Annotated in this window: 15 protein-coding genes; 4 read left to right on the forward strand and 11 right to left on the reverse strand. The window is 60.1% G+C overall.

Going from position 1 to position 18,946, the window contains the following annotated elements; genetic code table 11:
- Nucleotides 1-146: 146 nt before the first annotated feature.
- The 10 genes from OQ248_RS14215 to OQ248_RS14260 all read right to left on the reverse strand — a co-directional run bounded on the left by OQ248_RS14215 (nt 147) and on the right by OQ248_RS14260 (nt 11,333).
- A complete protein-coding gene (locus OQ248_RS14215) occupies nt 147-1,067 on the reverse strand; it encodes a restriction endonuclease (protein ID WP_265813136.1) in 921 nt (306 codons plus the stop codon).
- 989 nt (nt 1,068-2,056) lie between these two features.
- Nucleotides 2,057-2,794, reverse strand: a complete 738-nt coding sequence (locus OQ248_RS14220) for a helix-turn-helix transcriptional regulator (RefSeq protein WP_114885775.1) — start codon at nt 2,792-2,794, stop codon at nt 2,057-2,059.
- Nucleotides 2,795-3,015: 221 nt separating this feature from the next.
- Entirely contained in the window at nt 3,016-3,543 is a 528-nt protein-coding gene (ppa, locus tag OQ248_RS14225; protein ID WP_007933577.1) for an inorganic diphosphatase, read from the reverse strand.
- 112 nt (nt 3,544-3,655) lie between these two features.
- On the reverse strand, nt 3,656-4,468 hold the full coding sequence (locus OQ248_RS14230; protein ID WP_265813137.1) for a zinc-dependent peptidase: 813 nt from the start codon (nt 4,466-4,468) through the stop codon (nt 3,656-3,658).
- A 4-nt stretch (nt 4,469-4,472) separates the two neighbouring features.
- A complete protein-coding gene (locus OQ248_RS14235; protein ID WP_085712304.1) occupies nt 4,473-5,129 on the reverse strand; it encodes a DedA family protein in 657 nt (218 codons plus the stop codon).
- 238 nt (nt 5,130-5,367) lie between these two features.
- Complete coding sequence (locus OQ248_RS14240) at nt 5,368-5,829, reverse strand: GNAT family N-acetyltransferase (RefSeq protein WP_085712303.1); 462 nt, start codon at nt 5,827-5,829, stop codon at nt 5,368-5,370.
- A 115-nt stretch (nt 5,830-5,944) separates the two neighbouring features.
- Nucleotides 5,945-6,769, reverse strand: coding sequence for an ethanolamine ammonia-lyase subunit EutC (eutC, locus tag OQ248_RS14245; protein ID WP_265813138.1), 825 nt, complete (start codon nt 6,767-6,769; stop codon nt 5,945-5,947).
- A gap of 5 nt (nt 6,770-6,774) precedes the next feature.
- Complete coding sequence (locus OQ248_RS14250) at nt 6,775-8,169, reverse strand: ethanolamine ammonia-lyase subunit EutB (protein ID WP_265813139.1); 1,395 nt, start codon at nt 8,167-8,169, stop codon at nt 6,775-6,777.
- Between the two features lie 71 nt (nt 8,170-8,240).
- Nucleotides 8,241-9,611 (reverse strand): ethanolamine permease, encoded by a 1,371-nt coding sequence (gene eat, locus OQ248_RS14255; protein WP_085712300.1) that lies wholly within the window; start codon nt 9,609-9,611, stop codon nt 8,241-8,243.
- A 201-nt stretch (nt 9,612-9,812) separates the two neighbouring features.
- Nucleotides 9,813-11,333 carry an aldehyde dehydrogenase family protein gene (locus OQ248_RS14260; protein ID WP_007958625.1) on the reverse strand — a complete coding sequence of 507 codons (1,521 nt, stop codon included), beginning with the start codon at nt 11,331-11,333 and terminating at the stop codon, nt 9,813-9,815.
- A 301-nt stretch (nt 11,334-11,634) separates the two neighbouring features.
- Here OQ248_RS14260 and OQ248_RS14265 point away from each other — a divergent pair, with 301 nt between their 5' ends.
- From OQ248_RS14265 to OQ248_RS14280, 4 genes are all read left to right on the forward strand, one after another.
- Entirely contained in the window at nt 11,635-13,554 is a 1,920-nt protein-coding gene (locus tag OQ248_RS14265; RefSeq protein ID WP_265813140.1) for a sigma-54-dependent Fis family transcriptional regulator, read from the forward strand.
- Nucleotides 13,555-13,853: 299 nt separating this feature from the next.
- Nucleotides 13,854-15,203: a UDP-N-acetylmuramate:L-alanyl-gamma-D-glutamyl-meso-diaminopimelate ligase gene (mpl, locus tag OQ248_RS14270; RefSeq protein ID WP_007958628.1), complete on the forward strand. Its 1,350-nt coding sequence runs from the start codon at nt 13,854-13,856 to the stop codon at nt 15,201-15,203.
- A complete protein-coding gene (gene ubiX / locus OQ248_RS14275) occupies nt 15,200-15,847 on the forward strand; it encodes a flavin prenyltransferase UbiX (RefSeq protein WP_134828226.1) in 648 nt (215 codons plus the stop codon). The genes mpl and ubiX overlap by 4 nt, the downstream gene beginning before the upstream one ends.
- Nucleotides 15,840-16,124 (forward strand): YceK/YidQ family lipoprotein, encoded by a 285-nt coding sequence (locus tag OQ248_RS14280; RefSeq protein WP_265813141.1) that lies wholly within the window; start codon nt 15,840-15,842, stop codon nt 16,122-16,124. Before ubiX ends, OQ248_RS14280 begins: the two co-directional genes overlap by 8 nt.
- A gap of 43 nt (nt 16,125-16,167) precedes the next feature.
- Here OQ248_RS14280 and OQ248_RS14285 read toward each other — a convergent pair whose 3' ends face one another.
- Entirely contained in the window at nt 16,168-18,789 is a 2,622-nt protein-coding gene (locus OQ248_RS14285; RefSeq protein ID WP_265813142.1) for a hypothetical protein, read from the reverse strand.
- Nucleotides 18,790-18,946 lie beyond the last annotated feature (157 nt).

Here is an 18,946-nt window from a genome sequence, read left to right on the forward strand (position 1 = left end):
AGTCCCGGCCTTGCCCCGCGCTGATGTAACCCTCGATCCGTGGGGGTTGGTAGAACAGTTGTCGTGATTCTAGTGTGCCATCACTTTTAACCATAAGCCCCATATGGAAATTAGCTAGTCAACGTCAAACAGCACAACTCCTGCACTCACTCCTCATCAAAATAATCGCGATCCAGCGTTGGCAACCGCAACAACCGCGATGTCACCCCCACCTCATGATCCATCATCAGATGCACCAGCCGCGTACCGTCGACCAACACAATTCCATCTACCGATTTGGCGAACTCGACAGCGTTAGCCGTAAATCCAGAGGTTGTAATAAACACCCCGCGCTTGGCTTTTTGTCCTGCAAGCGCGCCATAGAACGCCTGCAATTCAGGTCGGCCAACCGTGTTCTGCCAGCGCTTGGCCTGAACGTAAACCTTCTCCAGCCCCAATTTATCGAGTGAGATGATGCCGTCGATGCCGGCATCACCGGAACCGCCGACACGTTGCAAGTCGTTGCGACTGGCGCCGTAACCCAAGCGATGAAGTACATCCAGCACGATCACTTCAAAGCGGTTGGGGCTGACCTGGAGCAAGTTATCCAAAAGGTCTGCCGCTGTGGCATCGCGCAATTCCTTCAGCGCTCGCTCCAGTCGGTCGTCGGGACTTTCGGTGGCGGAAGCCAGATCGGGCTCGACACTTGGCTGGCCATCCAGCGGCTCGGCGTCCGGTGCGACCTTCAGCTTCACGTTCATGTAACCAATTGCCAAATGCTCCACGTCTTTGGCCGACAGGGGAAATGCATGCTCTTTGGCGTACTGCACACCTGCATCAGTCAACTTCCAATAGCCGCGCTTGGCACTGTTGGAAAGACCGGCACGCTTGAGTCGGTCGTGCGCCCAGCCTGATCGGTTCTTGTAGGTAGCCTGACCACTGGCTATCAGTTCTTCGCGCTGAGCTTCAGTCAGGTTCAGCATTTTTGCTGCTGCTTCATGGGCATCCCGAGCGATTGCACCCTCGGGTTTTGTGGCGAGAAAACGCAGGATCGGTTCAATGAACTGATCGTAGGTTGGAACGGACATGGCGCATCCCTGTGCTGATGGTGTTTTCGTGGTGATCGGATGGCAATTGTGCATCAACGGTGAATATGGAGGGCTTCGCGACGAAAGCGTTGGCAAGTGAAAGCGTAAGTCGCTGTGTCAATTCCATTATCAGTCCGGATAAACGCCGCAAAGCGCGTTGCCTTGGTAACCATGGACGATCGGACCCAACATCATGAACGGGCCGCAAGCGTAGAACGGGGATGGGACCTTTTGTTGCGAGTCGAGTAGAACGGCTTCGTTTCCGAATTCGTCTTTACCGAAGGACTGCTCGAAATACGATGTACACACCGGTAGTTTCAATGGCACCGGTATGATCAGAGCCCAAACGGTAATCCCGCACCACTCTCGCGTGGGTGTCGACGTGACCGTCCTACTTATTTGCGGTGTGATTGAACGATAGCTTTGCGCTTTGTAAGCATCCGTTTTGACAGTTGTCTTTTCCGGGAGCGATACGATTGCTCCAACGCATCCTGAAAGACAAAGGCACAACGCGGCTGCCATGCCAGTTGATTTCAGGTGAGAGCTGATGAATTGGGGCATCAATAATGAACGTCCTTGTGGGTGACTTGAACAATCAGAGTTGCCGTCGCTTCCGGCAGGCGGGCTCTGTTGTGCAAGATAAAACCAACCCCGGCCAGCTTTTCAGCAGGCATTAAAAAGCCGGCTTGTGGCCGGCTTCTCGGGGACTGGCTTGGTTTATTTTTGGTAAACCGCGCCAGCCTTCAAAACTTACACCCGGATCTTGCGTCCGGCTGTGGGACTTGGTCAGACAGTGGTCTGCCGCGTCAGGCGTCATCTGGGCCGCTGGGCGGGTCGATGCGCGAATGTGGGGCGCAGGATACTGAGTTTTGCTTCTGATTCCCAGCTTGAAGTGCGGTTTAGAGCGATCAAACTGGAGAAAATCCGGGATTTGTACCGACTTTCAGGGCCTCATCGCCAGCAGGCTGGCTCCCACCACACCGGGTGACTCAGAGAAACGGCACCACCGGTCGCCGCTTGCCCAGGGTCGACCACCAGAACACCCACCCCAGCACATGAATCCTTTGCTCCTCGATCTGTGCGGCGCGGAAGATTTCGTCCGGATATTCGGCGCTGTTGTGACTGCGCAGGCGCAGGGCGTTGCCGGGCATGCGGTGCAGGTATTTGATGCGCAGCATGCCGTCGTGTTCGATGGCGTAGATTTCGCCGTCCACCACCTGGGTGAGGCCGCGGTCGATGGCGAGGGTGGAGCCGTCTTCGATCTTCTCGGCCATGCTGTTGCCGATCATGTGGGTGCAGATGGCGTCGGTGTGGCGGATTTCCAGGGCTTCGAGGTGGCTGCGGGGCAGGCGGATGGTTTGCTCCGGGTCCTTGATGACATGGGTTTTGTCGGAGCCTGGGGCGGTCGGGGCTTCCTTGTAGAGCGGCAATTCGATGTCGTTGGTTTCGAGCACCGTATAGACACCCTGAATCGCCTGGGCATCCAGCGTGTCGCCGGCGGTGTACAGATGCGGTGCTTCTTTCGGGCCTTCGCCGGTCTTCAGCCACTGGCTGTTGACGGACAGCAGGCGCGCGACTTCTTCCATGCGGTACGCGGGTACGCCCCGGGTGTACCAGTTATGAACGTTTTGGGCTTCCGTGCCCCAGAACTTTGCGAATCCCGTGGTGGTGATGTTCGCAGCTTCCAGGAGTGCCTTGAATCTTGGACCGCTAGTGTTCTTTCTCATAAACACGAGTCTAAGGCCGGCCCAGAGCGGTTTGAATAAACCTTGCGTTCAAAATCAGGGCAAATTTTGCGACGGGATGTAAGACGTACTTGTGGGAAATTACACACAGCAAAACTTTTCTGTAGGGCGCCATAAACAAGTCGTTTAGGACCCCGCCAGCCAGGCACAAAAAACCCCGGATCAACCGGGGTTTTCTTCAAGCATGTCGCTGGTCGCGAGGCTTAGCCTTTGTAGGCGGCAACCGACTTGGTGATCGCGGCACGGGCAGCGTCAGCGCCGTCCCAGCCTTCGATTTTCACCCATTTGCCTTTTTCGAGATCTTTGTAGTTCGCGAAGAAGTGCTCGATCTGCTGGATCAGCAGGGCTGGCAGGTCGGTGTATTCCTTAACGTCCACGTACAGCTGGGACAGCTTGTCGTGTGGGACTGCGATGACTTTGGCATCGCCGCCGCCGTCGTCGGTCATGTTCAGGATGCCGACCGGACGAGCACGGATCACCGAACCTGGAGCAACCGGGTAAGGGGTTACGACCAGCACGTCCAGGGGATCGCCGTCGTCAGCCAGGGTGTTCGGGATGTAACCGTAGTTGGCCGGGTAGAACATCGGGGTGGCCATGAAACGGTCAACGAACAGGCAATCGCTGTCTTTGTCGATTTCGTATTTGATCGGCGCGTGGTTGGCCGGGATCTCGATCGCGACGTAGATGTCGTTCGGCAGGTCTTTGCCAGCCGGAATCTTGCTGTAGCTCATTGGGCGTTGCCCCCGTTAGTAGACCAAAACACTTGGCCGGATTGACCAAAAAGTGGCGGCGATTATAGGCATATTCCACCCGCGATGCCATGCACCGAAGGTCGTCCAGGCCTTACTCGTGTGCCTGATAGACCGGGTCGGTGGCCTGAAGTTGCTTCAGTCGGGCCAGCGGATCCTGTCGGTAGAAAAGCTGCAGCTGCGCATACACCTGTGGATAAGCCTCGTGCAGCAGATCCGGGGCACTGAAAAAGTACTCGCTGGTGACGGCAAAGAACTCGGCCGGGTTCTCGGCGGCATACGGGTCGATGGCGGTTTCGGCGTCCGGATGGCGGTCGAGCTGGCGGTTGAGGTCGTCATAAGCCTTTTGCATGACCTTTGCCCAGTCGCTGACCCGCATGTCCGCGTGCAGCGGTGGCAGGCCGTTGGCGTTTCCGTTGAGCATGTCGAGTTTGTGTGCCAGCTCGTGGATCACCAGGTTGTAGCCTTCCCAGCCACCACTGGCCATCACTCCGGGCCAGGCGAGGATGATCGGCCCCTGCTGCCAGGCCTCACCGCTGTGTTCGCCGTCCCACTCATGCTCGACGCCGCTGGCATCACGATGGCGCTGCGGGCTGAGGAAGTCGTCGGGGTACAGGATGATTTCATGGAAGCCCTGATACCAGTTCAGATCGCCAAGGTGCAAAAGCGGTAACTGCGCCTGGGCTGCGAGCAGCAGGCGCTGTTCCTGATGCAGTTCGACGCCGGGGAGGGCGGTCAGGTGTTTGTCTTCGAGGAATAACACGCTGGCTTCGCGCAGCCACTGATCTTCCGTGGCGCTGATGCCGTCGAGGAAGCTCAAGTGGTGACGCACCCGCTGCCACATATCATCGGCAATCGGGTGCTTCGCCAGAGTGCGCCGGCGTCGCCAGGCGCTCAGTGACCACATCGGTTCAGCGCGATTCGGCTTTGGAACCGGCGCCACCGAGGCGGCTGCGCAGCATGCCGATGATCATCGGCACCAGCGACAGCAGGATGATGCCCACCACCAGCAGCGACAGGTTCTTCTTGATGAACGGTACGTTGCCGAAGAAGTAGCCCAGGGTCACCAGGCCGCCGACCCACAGGATGGTGCCGAATACGCTGAAACCGAAGAAACGCGGGTAAGGCATCTTGGCGACACCGGCGACGAACGGCGCAAACGTACGGATAATCGGCAGGAAGCGCGCCAGGGTCACGGTTTTGCCGCCGTGCTTGTCGTAGAAGTCATGGGTCTGTTGCAGATAATCGCGACGGAAAATCTTCGAGTTCGGATTGCTGAACAGTTTTTCCCCTGCCGTTCGTCCGATCACGTAGTTGGTACTGTCGCCGAGAATCGCCGCCAACATCAGCAGGCCCGCCAGCAGCACCGGGTCCATACCGCCGCCTGCCGCGACGGCGCCGGCGATGAACAGCAGCGAATCACCCGGCAGGAACGGTGTGACCACCAGGCCGGTTTCACAAAAGATGACCAGAAACAGGATGGCGTAGATCCAGGTCCCATAGTTGTTCACCAGCATGTCGAGGTAGACGTCGAGATGCAGAATGATGTCGATCGGGTTGAAATCCATGTGGGCACCTGTGGTGATGGCCCGACTCGGCAGGCCTGTGCGGATGATTCGGTGTAAGCCTACAAGCGGGTGTAGTTTTTCTTACAAGCCGGAAAGCACAGGATTATACGATCTGATAGGTGAAAAGCGCGTTGGTTTTGTAGCGGGGCATTTCGAGGGGGAAGCGAGGTGCAGGCCTTTGTGGCGAGGGAATTTGTACCTTCGCCACAAAGGCCTGCATCCGCACTGTTAGAAAAAATCAGAGTTCGTCGCTGATCGGCAAAATGTAGTTCTTGAACTCGGTGTCTTCCTTGAATCCGATGGATTCGTAGGTTTTCTGCGCCACTTCGTTGTCGCTGCTGGTGGATACACGCATGCGCACGGCCTGGGTTTCCTTGGCCATGCGCTTGGCGGTGCGGATCAGGTTGTCGGCGACCAGTTGGCGGCGGGCATCTTCGGCGACATAGATGTCGTTGAGGATCCACACGCGCTTGAGCGACAACGAGGAGAAGCTCGGATAGAGCTGGCAGAAGCCCATGAGCTTCTTGTCGTCATCATCGGCCAGGGCCAGATAAATGACCGACTCCTTGCGCCGCAGACGCTTTTCGAGGAAGGCCCGGGACGAGTCCGGATAAGGCAGTGCGCCGTAGAACTCACGATATTTGACGAACAGCGGAGCCAACAGGTCCAGGTGTTCGAGGGTCGCTTGAATAATCCGCATGATAGGTCTCGTCTTCAAGTGGCTGTCTTCAACTGCTCTGACGGCGATGGGAAACCCGGGCGGCCGTGCGTCGATCCTGCCTGAAACCGGCGCAGTTAGGCAATGCGGAAACGGTTCAGGCCGGGGGCGGATCGAGTAGGAAATTACTCTTCATATCTGCACCGGCTTCCGATTCCAGCGTCTGAACCTGCGCTTCGTCCTTCAGATTGACCCCCGACAGCTGCCGCCGACAGGCTTCGCGCATCAGATACAGCAGGCGATGGGCCGCCATGCCGTAGCTCAAGCCTTCAAGCCGCACATTGGAGATGCAATTGCGGTAGGCATCGGTGAGGCCGACCTTAGGATTGTAGGTGAAATATAAACCGAGGCTGTCCGGCGAACTGAGTCCGGGGCGCTCTCCGATCAGCATCACGACCATTTTGGCGCCCAGCAACTGGCCGATTTCATCGCCAACCGCCACCCGACCTTGCTCAACCAGCATCACCGGTGCGATTGACCATTCGTCGGCGGTCATCTGTTCTTCCAGTCGGGAGATGAACGGCAAGGTGTGACGATGCACCGCCAGCGCTGAGAGGCCGTCAGCCACGACAATGACTAGATCCACCCCGCCCGGATGTTCCAGCGCGTACTCGCGCAGGGCTTGCGCCGATTGATCGCTCAACTTGCGCCCCAGATCCGGGCGTTGCAGGTAGCTGTTGCGATCCGTCGCCGCGCTGTGCAGCAGCAGGCTGTCGCGCTGGCGGTCGGCCAATTGGGCACTGAGCCCGGCGTGATCGAAGGGCAAATGTACGGCATCCCGGGCCTGCGCGTGGGCGTACTGGAAATCCAGTTGTGCGCGGGTCGGCAGGCTGGTGCCGGTACGGCCGAGGGCGATCCGCGCCGGGGTCAGGCGACGCAGCTCAAGCCAGGGGTTCTGTGGATCGACGGGCGGTTTTTCCATCTGACTCATCTCAGTTGCGCCAACGCCTGGCGAAACGCCGGCGGCAGATTGTTGCCGAAGCGGACCTTGCCGTCCGCCTGGGTGAAGATGCCCATGTTCGCCAGCCACTGCTCGAACTCCGGCGCCGGTTTCAGGCCCAGAGTCTGGCGTGCATAGAGCGCGTCGTGGAACGAAGTGGTCTGGTAGTTGAGCATGATGTCGTCGGAGCCGGGGATGCCCATGATGAAGTTGATCCCCGCCACGCCCAGCAGGGTCAGCAGGGTGTCCATGTCATCCTGATCGGCTTCGGCGTGGTTGGTGTAGCAGATGTCGCAGCCCATCGGCACGCCCAGCAACTTGCCGCAGAAGTGGTCTTCGAGGCCGGCGCGGATGATCTGCTTGCCGTTGTAGAGGTATTCCGGACCAATGAAGCCTACGACGGTGTTCACCAGAAACGGTTTGAAATGTCGCGCCACGGCGTAGGCCCGGGTTTCGCAGGTCTGTTGATCGACGCCGTGGTGGGCGTTGGCCGACAGCGCGCTGCCCTGACCGGTTTCGAAATACATCAGGTTCTGCCCGAGCGTACCGCGATTGAGGCTCAGGCCCGCTTCATAACCTTCCTGCAACACGTTCAGGTTGATACCGAAACTGGCGTTGGCCGCTTCGGTGCCGGCAATCGACTGGAAGACCAGATCCAGCGGCACACCACGGTTGATCGCTTCTATAGAAGTGGTGACGTGGGTCAGCACACAGGCCTGGGTCGGAATGTCGTAACGCTGGATGATCGCATCGAGCATTTCCAGCATCGCGCAGATCGAGGCGATGCTGTCGGTGGCCGGGTTGATGCCGATCATGGCGTCGCCGTTGCCGTACAGCAGACCGTCGAGAATGCTCGCGGCGATGCCGGACGGCTCGTCGGTCGGATGATTGGGTTGCAGCCTTGTGGATAACCGCCCGCGCAGGCCGAGGGTGCCACGGAATTTCGTCACGACGCGGATCTTCTGCGCCACCAGCACCAGATCCTGCACCCGCATGATCTTCGACACGGCGGCGACCATTTCCGGCGTGAGGCCGGGGGCGAGGGCGCGGAGGCTGGACTCGTCGGCCGCCTCGCTCAGCAACCAGTCGCGAAAGCCGCCAACGGTGAGATGGCTGACAACGGCAAAGGCCTGTTTGTCATGGCTGTCGATGATCAACCGTGTGACTTCATCGGCTTCGTAGGGAATCAGCGCTTCCTGCAGGAAATGTGTCAGCGGGATGTCGGCCAGCGCCATTTGCGCGGCCACTCGCTCGCCATCGTTGAGCGCGGCGACGCCGGCCAGAAAATCCCCGGAGCGCGCCGGGCTGGCCTTGGCCATCACGTCCTTGAGGCTGTCGAAGCGGTAGGTCTGGGCGCCGACGGTATGGGCAAATGCGGCCATGGGGCGCGTTCCTCCTGAATGAATGCTTTTAGTGCAGGCACCGAGCCTGAGGCCCGGTGCCGGTGCAACTTCTAGATACCTTCGAGCATAGCGTCTGCCGGTGCTTCGGAGCGTTGCTTGGCGGTCAGCTGGAAATACAGGTAACCGGCAGCCATGAACCCGAGGAACACGCCACCGATCAGGGTGTTGAACCAGGCCATCGCCACCAGGCACACCAGCGCCAGAAACAGCGCGATCCCCGGCACGATCGGATAGCCCGGCGCGCGGAAGGTGCGCTCAAGGTTTGGCTCGGTTTTACGCAGTTTGAACAGGCTGAGCATGCTGATGATGTACATCACGATGGCGCCGAACACCGACATGGTGATCATCGCGGCGGTGAGGCTCATGCCTTGCAGATTGACCAGGCCGTCGCTGTAGATCGCGGCAATGCCGATGACGCCGCCGGCCAGAATCGCCCGATGCGGCGTCTGGAAGCGCGAGAGTTTGGCCAGGCTTTTCGGCAGATAACCGGCCCGGGCCAGGGCAAAGAACTGCCGCGAGTAGCCGAGGATGATCCCGTGGAAACTTGCCACCAGCCCGAACAGACCGATCCACACCAGCATGTGCATCCACGTCGAGTTGTTGCCGACCACTGCTTTCATCGCCTGGGGCAGCGGGTCGTTGATGTTCGCCAGTTGTCGCCAGTCGCCGACACCGCCGGCCATCACCATCACGCCGATGGCCAGGAACACCAGGGTCAGGATGCCGCTGACATAGGCCTTGGGAATCGTGCGTTTCGGGTCCTTGGCTTCCTCGGCCGCCATGGCCGCGCCCTCGATGGCGAGGAAAAACCAGATCGCGAAAGGAATGGCGGCGAAGATCCCGGGAATCGAGCCGAGGCTGAATTCGCTGGAGCCCGACCAGCCATTGAGCACGAAGTTGCTGAAACTGAAGCCCGGCGCAACCACGCCCATGAACACCAGCAGTTCGGCAACCGCCAGCACGGTAACCACCAGTTCGAAGGTCGCGGCGATGCTGACGCCGAGGATGTTCAGGGTCATGAACACGAAATACGCGCCGACCGCCGCGACTTTCGGGTCAAGCTCCGGATATTGCACGTTGAGATAGGCGCCGATGGCCATGGCGATGGCCGGCGGGGCGAAGACGAACTCGATCAGGGTGGCGATCCCGGCGATCAATCCGCCTTTTTCACCGAATGCCCGGCGACTGTAGGCAAACGGCCCGCCCGCATGGGGAATCGCGGTGGTCAGTTCGGTGAAACTGAAGATGAAGCAGGTGTACATGGTCGCGACCATCAGGGCCGTGACCAGGAAACCCAGGGTTCCTGCGGTGCCCCAGCCGTAACTCCAGCCGAAGTATTCGCCGGAAATCACCAGGCCGACGGCAATGCCCCAGAGATGCAGGGTGCCGAGTGTGGGTTTGAGCTGTGTGGTGGAAGTCATAAGTCCTCTCTGTCTTTTTTATTGTTCGATCTGTTGGACTTTCGGGTGCAGCGGTTGAGTGGGTGGATGCTGTTCACGCAGCGGCAGTGTTCACGCAAATCCTGAATGACGGGTACGCAAGGCCCGTGCCAGAGCGGCCAGACCAGGGATTGTCATCGGGATGGAAAGGGCGACACCGATAGTTCGGTGTCGCCCGGTTTTTTAGAAGAAGCCCAGCGGGTTGATGTCGTAGCTCACCAGCAGGTTTTTGGTCTGCTGGTAGTGATCGAGCATCATCTTGTGGGTTTCACGGCCGACGCCGGACTTCTTGTACCCGCCGAACGCGGCGTGCGCCGGGTACAGGTGGTAGCAGTTGGTCCATACACGACCGGCCTTGATGGCGCGGCCCATGCGATAGGCGCGGTTGATGTCACGGGTCCAGAGGCCGGCGCCGAGGCCGAACTCGGTGTCGTTGGCAATCGCCAGGGCTTCGGCTTCGTCCTTGAAGGTGGTGATGCTCACCACCGGGCCGAAGATTTCTTCCTGGAACACACGCATCTTGTTGGTGCCCTTGAGCAGGGTCGGCTGGATGTAATAACCGGAGGCCAGGTTGCCTTCGAGTTTTTCCACCTTGCCGCCGGTCAGCAGTTCGGCACCTTCGCCCTTGGCGATTTCCAGGTACGACAGGATCTTGTCGAATTGCTGCTCGGACGCCTGGGCGCCGACCATGGTGTCGGTGTCGAGTGGGTCGCCACGTTTGATCTGGCTGACTTTCTTCATCACCGCTTCCATGAACTGCGGATAGATCGACTCCTGTACCAGAGCGCGGGAAGGGCAGGTGCAGACTTCGCCCTGGTTGAAGAACGCCAGCACCAGGCCTTCGGCAGCCTTTTCAATGAAGCTTGGCTCGGCCTGCATGATGTCTTCGAAGAAGATGTTCGGCGACTTGCCGCCCAGCTCAACGGTGGACGGGATGATGTTTTCGGCGGCGCATTTCATGATGTGCGAGCCGACCGGGGTCGAGCCGGTAAAGGCGATCTTGGCGATGCGCTTGCTGGTGGCCAGGGCTTCGCCGGCTTCTTTGCCGAACCCTTGCACCACGTTGAGTACGCCCGGTGGCAGCAGGTCGCCGATCAGCTCCAGCAGCACGCTGATGCCCAGCGGGGTTTGTTCGGCAGGTTTGAGCACCACGCAGTTGCCGGCGGCCAGGGCTGGGGCGAGTTTCCACGCGGCCATCAGGATCGGGAAGTTCCACGGGATGATCTGGCCGACTACGCCCAGCGGTTCATGAATGTGATAAGCGACGGTGTTGCCGTCAATCTCGGCGGCGCTGCCTTCCTGGGCGCGCAGGCACCCGGCGAAATAGCGGAAGTGGTCGGCGGCCAGCGGGATGTCGGCGTTGAGGGTTTCGCGGATGGCTTTGCCGTTGTCCCAGGTTTCGGTGATCGCCAGGGTTTCGAGGTTCTGTTCGATGCGGTCGGCGATTTTCAGCAGGATCAGCGAGCGGGCCTGGGCGGAAGTGGAGCCCCAGGCATCGGCAGCGGCGTGGGCGGCGTCCAGGGCCTTTTCGATGTCTTCGGCGGTGGAACGCGGGAATTCGGCAATCGGCTGGCCATTCACTGGCGAGGTGTTGGTGAAGTACTGACCTTTGACAGGCGCGACGAACTCGCCGCCGATGTAGTTACCGTACTTGCTCTTGAACGAGACTTTGGCGCCTTCAGTACCGGGGTGAGCGTAACGCATGATGATGTTCTCCTTGGCTTTGTACTTATTAGAGAAACGCGCATGTGCGCTTGCTATAAGCGTAGAGCAAAGGTCGGGCCACCGCCGTGCAGGTCAGGCAAATCAAGGCCTTGCGTGATTTCTGTCGGACAAGTGGCAAGCGTCTGTGACGGTATCGGTACAGCTCGGGTGACAGTTTGTACCGCTTCTGGCACAAGCTGTGACCGGGCGGTCTTGCCAGCATTGCAAAGACCGGTTGGCTGGAGGATGCTGGGCACCACTTCACGCATGGGCCGATGAGCCTCGGGGAGAATAATAAGAAATGCACGACAACCATTTGAGTCGCCATGCCCGACAGGTTCTTACCGTCACCCAGGGCAAGCCGCACCTGCATGGCCCCGGTGCCGACCCGTCGATCGCCCGCTCGTGGCTGCGTTGTCTTGAGGATTATCACCTCGACCCGGCCCTGACCATGGCGCCGACCGTGCTCGAACACGGTCGTGTCCTCGAAAGCCGAGAGCGGCTGCAGCAGGTGTTGCAGATCGCTGGCAATGAAATGAGCAGCCTGCATCAACAACTCTCCGGCGCCGGCCACGCGGTGCTGCTGACCGATGCGCGCGGGGTGATCCTCAACTGCGTAACCGCGCCTTCCGAACGCAAGATCTTCGAACGCGCCGGACTGTGGCTGGGTTCCGACTGGAGCGAAGCCTGCGAAGGCACCAACGGCATCGGCACCTGCCTGGTGGAACGCCAGGCCCTGACCATCCATCAGGACGAACATTTCCGTGGTCGCCACACCGGCCTGACCTGCTCGGCGAGCCCGGTGTTCGACCCTCACGGCGAACTGCTGGCGGTGCTCGACGTGTCCTCGGCGCGACCGGACGTTTCCCGCCAGAGCCAGTTCCACACCATGGCGCTGGTCAATCTGTCGGCGAAGATGATCGAGAGCTGCTATTTCCTGCGCTGTTTCGATAATCAATGGTTGCTGCGTTTCCATCTCCATGCCGAATCCGTCGGGCTGTTCAGCGAAGGGCTGCTGGCGTTTGACGGGGAAGGGCGGATCAGCGCGGTCAATCAGAGTGCCTTGAACCTGCTGGGGCACATTCGTGGCGGCTTGCTCGGCAAACCGGTGGAAGCGTTTTTCGATTGCTCGCTGGATGAGTTGCTCGGGCGCGCCAGTGCCCACGCCAGCGCGAGCTGGCCGTTGCGTACCCGTGACGGGCGGCATCTGTTTGCAGTGTTGCGCGGAGAAGCGCGCAAGCCGACTCCCGTCTTGCCGAAACCGGCAGTTCCCGAGGCGCCGCGCCTGGCCGGCATTTGCCTGGGCGATGCCGGGCTGCAAGCGGATTTCCGCAAGGCCCTGCGGGTGTTCGAGCGCGACGTGCCGCTGCTGATCAACGGCGAAACAGGTTCGGGCAAAGAGGCGTTCGCCAAGGCTGTGCATCAGGCAAGTCAACGCGCGAGTAATGCCTTCGTCGCCCTCAACTGCGCGGCGATCCCCGAAAGCCTGATCGAGAGCGAACTGTTCGGCTATCGCGGCGGCAGCTTTACCGGCGCGCGCAAGGACGGCATGCGCGGCAAGTTGCAGCAGGCCGACGGCGGCACGTTGTTCCTCGATGAAATCGGCGACATGCCGCTGGCCTTGCAGACCCGTCTGTTGCGAGTGCTCGAAGACCGGCAAGTGGTACCGATCGGTGGAGAGCCGGAAGCGGTCAATGTGCGGATCATCAGTGCCACGCACCGCAATCTGCTGGAACGAGTGGCGGACGGCAGTTTCCGTGAGGATCTGTACTACCGGCTCAACGGACTGGAAGTGGCGCTGCCACCATTGCGCGAGCGCAGTGACAAATCCCAATTGCTGGATTTCCTCCTGGCCGAAGAGGCGGGCGGGGATGCGATCCTGATCGAAGAGCCGGCGCGCCGGGCGTTGCTGGGGTTCAACTGGCCGGGCAATGTGCGGCAGATGCGCAATGTGCTGCGCACGCTGGCGGCGCTGTGCGATGAGGGGCGGATCGGGCTGGATGATCTGCCTGCGATGTTCCGGCAGGTGCAGCCGCTGTTGGTCAAAGTCGATGAAGCGTTGTCCGCACAGCCGCTGGAGGATGCCGAGCGGCTGGCGTTGCTCAATGCACTGGAGCACACGCGCTGGCATATGACCCACACGGCCGAGCAGCTTGGCGTCAGTCGCAATACTCTTTATAGAAAGCTGCGCAAGCACGGGATTGAGCGGCGTGTCAGTTAAAAGCCCCTCACCCTAACCCTCTCCCAGGGGGAGAGGGGACTGACCGTGGTGTCTTTTGCCATACATCGACTTGGGCGACCGAGTCGATTATGGATTCGGGCCTGAGTTCACCGCGATATGTCAGGTCGGCGTACCTCAAAAGAACACCGCGGTCGGTCCCCTCTCCCTTGGGAGAGGGCTAGGGTGAGGGGCGCGATCTCAAATCGGACACATATTCAGACCTCCACTCTTCAATCAGCTAAAGAGTGCGATTTCCCCCTCCCTGCGCTAACCTGCGGCCATGTTTTACGAGGTCGACTATGCACATTCATATTCTGGGTATCTGCGGGACTTTCATGGGCTCGATGGCGGTTCTGGCCAAAGAGCTGGGCCATCACGTGACCGGCTCCGATGCCAACGTCTATCCGCCGATGAGCACCCAGCTCGAAGCCCAGGGCATTCAGTTGACCCAGGGTTACGACCCGGCGCAGCTTGATCCGGCACCGGATCTGGTGGTGATCGGCAACGCCATGTCCCGCGGCAATCCGGCAGTCGAGTATGTGCTGAACAAAGGCCTGCCGTACGTCTCCGGCCCGCAGTGGCTGGCGGATCACGTGTTGCAAGGTCGCTGGGTGCTGGCGGTTGCCGGCACGCACGGCAAGACCACCACCAGCAGCATGCTCGCCTGGGTGCTGGAACATGCCGGCATGAGCCCGGGCTTCCTGATCGGCGGTGTGCCGCAAAACTTCTCGGTGTCGGCGCGTCTGGGCGGCACGCCGTTCTTCGTGATCGAGGCTGACGAGTACGACAGTGCGTTCTTCGACAAGCGTTCGAAGTTCGTCCACTACCGTCCGCGCACCGCGATCCTCAACAACCTTGAGTTCGATCACGCCGACATCTTCCCTGATCTGCCAGCCATCGAGCGCCAGTTCCACCACCTGGTGCGCACCATTCCGAGCGAAGGCCTGGTGATCCATCCGACCACCGAACCGGCCTTGCAGCGCGTGATCGAGATGGGCTGCTGGACCCCGGTGCAAACCACCGGTGCCGGCGGTCAGTGGCAGGTCAAATTGCTGAAGGATGACGGCTCGGCGTTCGAAGTGATGTTCGAAGGCGTGTCCCAAGGCGTGGTCGAGTGGGAACTGACCGGCCAGCACAACGTGGCCAACGCCTTGGCAACCCTGGCCGCAGCACGTCACGTCGGTGTCGTGCCGTCCATGGGCATTGCCGGGCTGAGCGCGTTCAAGAGCGTCAAACGCCGGATGGAAAAAGTCGCGGAAGTACGCGGCATCACCATCTATGACGACTTCGCCCACCACCCGACCGCGATTGCCACCACCCTCGACGGCCTGCGTAAACGCATCGGCGATGCGCCGTTGATCGCGATCATTGAGCCACGCTCCAACTCGATGAAGCTCGGCGCACACCGTGACGGTCTGCCGGACAGCGTGGTCGATGCCGATCAGGTGATCTGGTACGCCCCGGCCAATCTCGGTTGGGACCTGGCGGGCACTGCTGCGCTGTGCACCGTGCCGTCGATCGTCAGCGATTCGCTGGAAGGCATCATCGAACGCGTGAAGAGCCAGGCCCAGCCCGGCACCCACGTGGTGATCATGAGCAACGGCGGTTTCGGCGGTCTGCACGGCAAACTCGCCGAGGCGCTGAAATGAACACTCGCTTTCAGGACGGCGGCCCGGAACGCATCACACTGGCTATGACCGGCGCGTCCGGCGCCCAGTACGGCTTGCGTCTGCTGGATTGCCTGGTGCGCGAGGATCGCGAAGTGCACTTCCTGATCTCCAAGGCCGCGCAACTGGTGATGGCTACCGAGACGGATGTGTCACTGCCGGCCAAGCCGCAAATGATGCAGGCGTTCCTCACCGAATACACCGGCGCCGCCGCCGGGCAGATCCGCGTGTATGGCAAGGAGGACTGGATGTCGCCGGTGGCCTCGGGCTCCGGCGCTCCGGCGGCGATGGTGGTAGTGCCATGTTCGACCGGCACCTTGTCGGCCATCGCCACCGGCGCCTGCAACAACCTGATCGAACGTGCGGCAGATGTAACCTTGAAGGAGCGTCGCCAGTTGATTCTGGTGCCGCGCGAAGCGCCTTATTCGAGCATTCATCTGGAGCACATGCTCAAGTTGTCGAACATGGGCGTAACCATCCTGCCAGCCTCGCCGGGTTTCTATCACCAACCGCAGACCATCGATGACCTGATCGATTTCGTGGTGGCACGGATTCTCAATCTGCTGGGCATTCCCCAGGACATGCTGCCGCGCTGGGGCGAGCACCATCTGAGCAGCGATGAATAAGCTGCTGGCGATCCTGCTGATGTTGCAACTGACCGGCTGCGCCACTGCGCGCACGCTGGATGCCGCCAAACCCGGCGCGCCGGTGGTGTATTCCGGCACCCGGCTGGATCTGTATGCGATGAATGGCGGCTGTTGCGCGATGGACCGGTTCGGCGCCGAGGCGCCGAGCTATCCTGGCGTGGATCTGCCGGCCAGTGCGTTTCTCGATACGCTGCTGTTGCCGTTGTCGGTGCTGACGGTGCTGGGCGTCGGGTTTCAGGCGACCGGGGGGTTATGAAAAACACCGGCTCGATCAGGCAAGATCGAGCCGGTGATACCGCTTAAAGCAGGCTGATCAGCTCGGGCGGGAAAATGATGTCGGTGGAGAAAACATCCTGTCCCGCCGGCATTTCGATAGTTCGTTTGCCGGCCTTCGCCACCTCATCGATCAGCGCGTCATATTCGCCCCGGTTCAATTCTCCTGCCTGTGTCCGGGCCTCGATGAGCTCTGCATGGCTCTGACCCGATCCCGTGGCGCGTTCAAGCGCCTGCGTGTGTACATCGTCCACGGTGGCCGCGCGGCTCATGTCTGAGTTGACCAGCCACACACGTCTCGACGTGAACCCGATGGAGGACATGGAAACATGGCCCTCCATTTTCATGCTCGGGAAGCGTGTCTGGTCGTCTGCCGGTCTTTTGTCGATCCGTGTCGGGTTATAGGCGCGATTGTCTTGCCCCGAGACGACCTCGACATTGCGGGTATCGAGCAGGTAACAAAACGTCATGCGACGGGAGCGAGACAGCGAAGCGGCTTCATTAGTCTGGCGGGGTTCGCTGCCAGTCAATGGACTGTCCGTCCGGGTATCGAGGGAGCCCGTTGCGTCATTGGACTCGTTTGCGAATTTCATGGCAGCCCTGAGACTGAACATCGCACTGACGGCTGTCTCGCTGGTAGAGCCCTCGATCGAAAGTGTTGGTGCGGCCATGGCACCGGGCCGGGCGATTTCGAAGGGCGTCCGGTTATCGACCTTGAACGCGGCAGGAATGTCGAGTCTGTACAGATAATTATGCCTGTTGCGTTTGAAACCACCCTGCAGCAACAGCTCGCGAAAGAAGGGCGGAGTGAGGCTGTCTTTCAGGAGGCTGGTGCCTTCTCCCTGATTCCTCAACCTGATGATTTCGGCTTGAAGCTCCGGTAAAAACGGGGCGAACTGTTTCGGGTTGGTTACGACCAGCGTTTGAGCCTGATGGGTATGGACCCAAGTGGGCAGCTCGTCATTGATCAGTTTGTTGAATTGCCCTGTTGGCGATAATTCTTTGCAAAGTCGCGCGAGTTGCAGCGTGGACAGATTGTAGGGCTGGAACCGGGCATTGACCTGTTCCCGTGATTTGAGCGGAGAATCAGGGTTGGTCCAAAGCCGCAGGTATTCGAGCAACTCTTCACGCCGGGACGAGAGTTCCCGCTGCTTGACCCAGGCCGGCTGTTTCAGGTTCAGAGCGACGTCCTGACGAAAGCGCAGGATATCTGCGCCTTCGATCCGGTACAGGTTCCAGATATCAATGTCCCGCCAATAGGGGCGAAACGCTCGTTGACTGGCGGAATACCTGATGGGGCTGACGATGGTCAGTCCGCTGCCTTCGGGGAACGCCACTTGGGTAAGAGGGCCATGGCTGTCGTCCAGGCCTGGCTTGCGTTGCATTTCTACGTAGCCATGAAAGTTCTGGTTGTCGATGTCCCAGGTGTAGTGACTCTGATGGCCATAACCCGGCGTGGTGTCCGTTGTCTCGGGAGTGTCGGGTGTGGGCGGGCGCGGCGAAGGCGTTTGCAGGGCAGGCATTTCGGGTGTCGGCACGCGTGGCAATGGAGATTGCGGGGCTGGCGTGCTGCGATGCAAGGTAACCGAATCAAGGTGTTTCACCCACTCGGCGGGAGTGCGCTTCTGATGCTCCAGGAGACGATTGAACATGTCGCGGTCCATCTCCAGACCTGACCAGCGGTGCAGCTCGTCAAACAGGTAGGTGTTTTCCATCCGTTGAGCCCGGACTCTGGCCCACTGAGGTTTCTTGCCGGTTCGCTCGGCTTCAGTGCGAAAACGGGTGATATCCGCGCCCTGCAGGCCATAGAGATCCCAGATGTCGCGGTCAGTCCATGCGGGCAGCGATTCTGCTGGCCGATCGATGGCGTAAGTGGGGGCCTCAACAATGACATACGATCCGTTTTCGTCCATGAAAGCATGATGCGACGGGGGGCCGACAGCGTCGCCCCGTCGCATTTTCCGGTGCATGACCACATAGCCATGGTGATTGGTTATGTCGTTATTCCAGACGTAGTTTTGGGTGTCGATGTAAACCGCTGTCATGTCCGATTGCGTCCGGGGCGCAAGTCCCTGTGCCGGGATATCGTCCGGGTTGTCTGCTTGTCGGTGTACCACGGGCCCGATCATATCTCCGGTGTATGGAGGCTCGCCGACTCGCCAGGTATTGCTTTGCGGGTCGAATCGCAGGGCAGGACCAGAGGGATGCATTTCCTGTGGAAGCTTGGCCCGATAGGTGCCTGCGCCTTCGTCCCAGTCCACCATGACCGTGGTGGTCGTGGTGTATTGCACCTCGGCATAAATGCGTCCTCTGTGGACGCGCAATCCTTCGGTATTGGCGCCAGGCAAAAGCGTTCTCGTCTGTGGCGACAGCTCGTAGTGACGGATTGAGTCGGTCGGGCGCGGGTTGCTGGATGGAATGTGCTCACCGTCCCTGGGCGTGGGAACCAGGTCCTGAATCAGTAGCGTGGGCGATGTGTCGCTTGAATGCGGCAGTGTCGACAGCTGTGGCGCGGGCTGATGGGGGACCGGTGCTCCCGGTCGAGTCATTCCCGGAAGTTCAAGGCGCGGTGTGGATAAAAGCGGTGACGTATCAAGGGTGCTGTGAGGTGCACCGGTATTTTTCGGTGATGGATTTTTGGGTCTCATCAAGGCGTCCTTTCATTGATGGCCTGCCGTCGGGGATTGCCATTCGATGACGGGATGGCAGACGCAGGCGTGCCGGAGGACACGTTATCCATGAAAGGGAAGGGGGGTGTGGTAGATAGTTAGGGCACGGTTGTTGAGTCGATTCGGCCCATTTCAC

It is taken from the genome of Pseudomonas sp. COW5, from assembly GCF_026240005.1.
In the GTDB taxonomy this organism is placed as follows: domain Bacteria; phylum Pseudomonadota; class Gammaproteobacteria; order Pseudomonadales; family Pseudomonadaceae; genus Aquipseudomonas; species Aquipseudomonas kribbensis.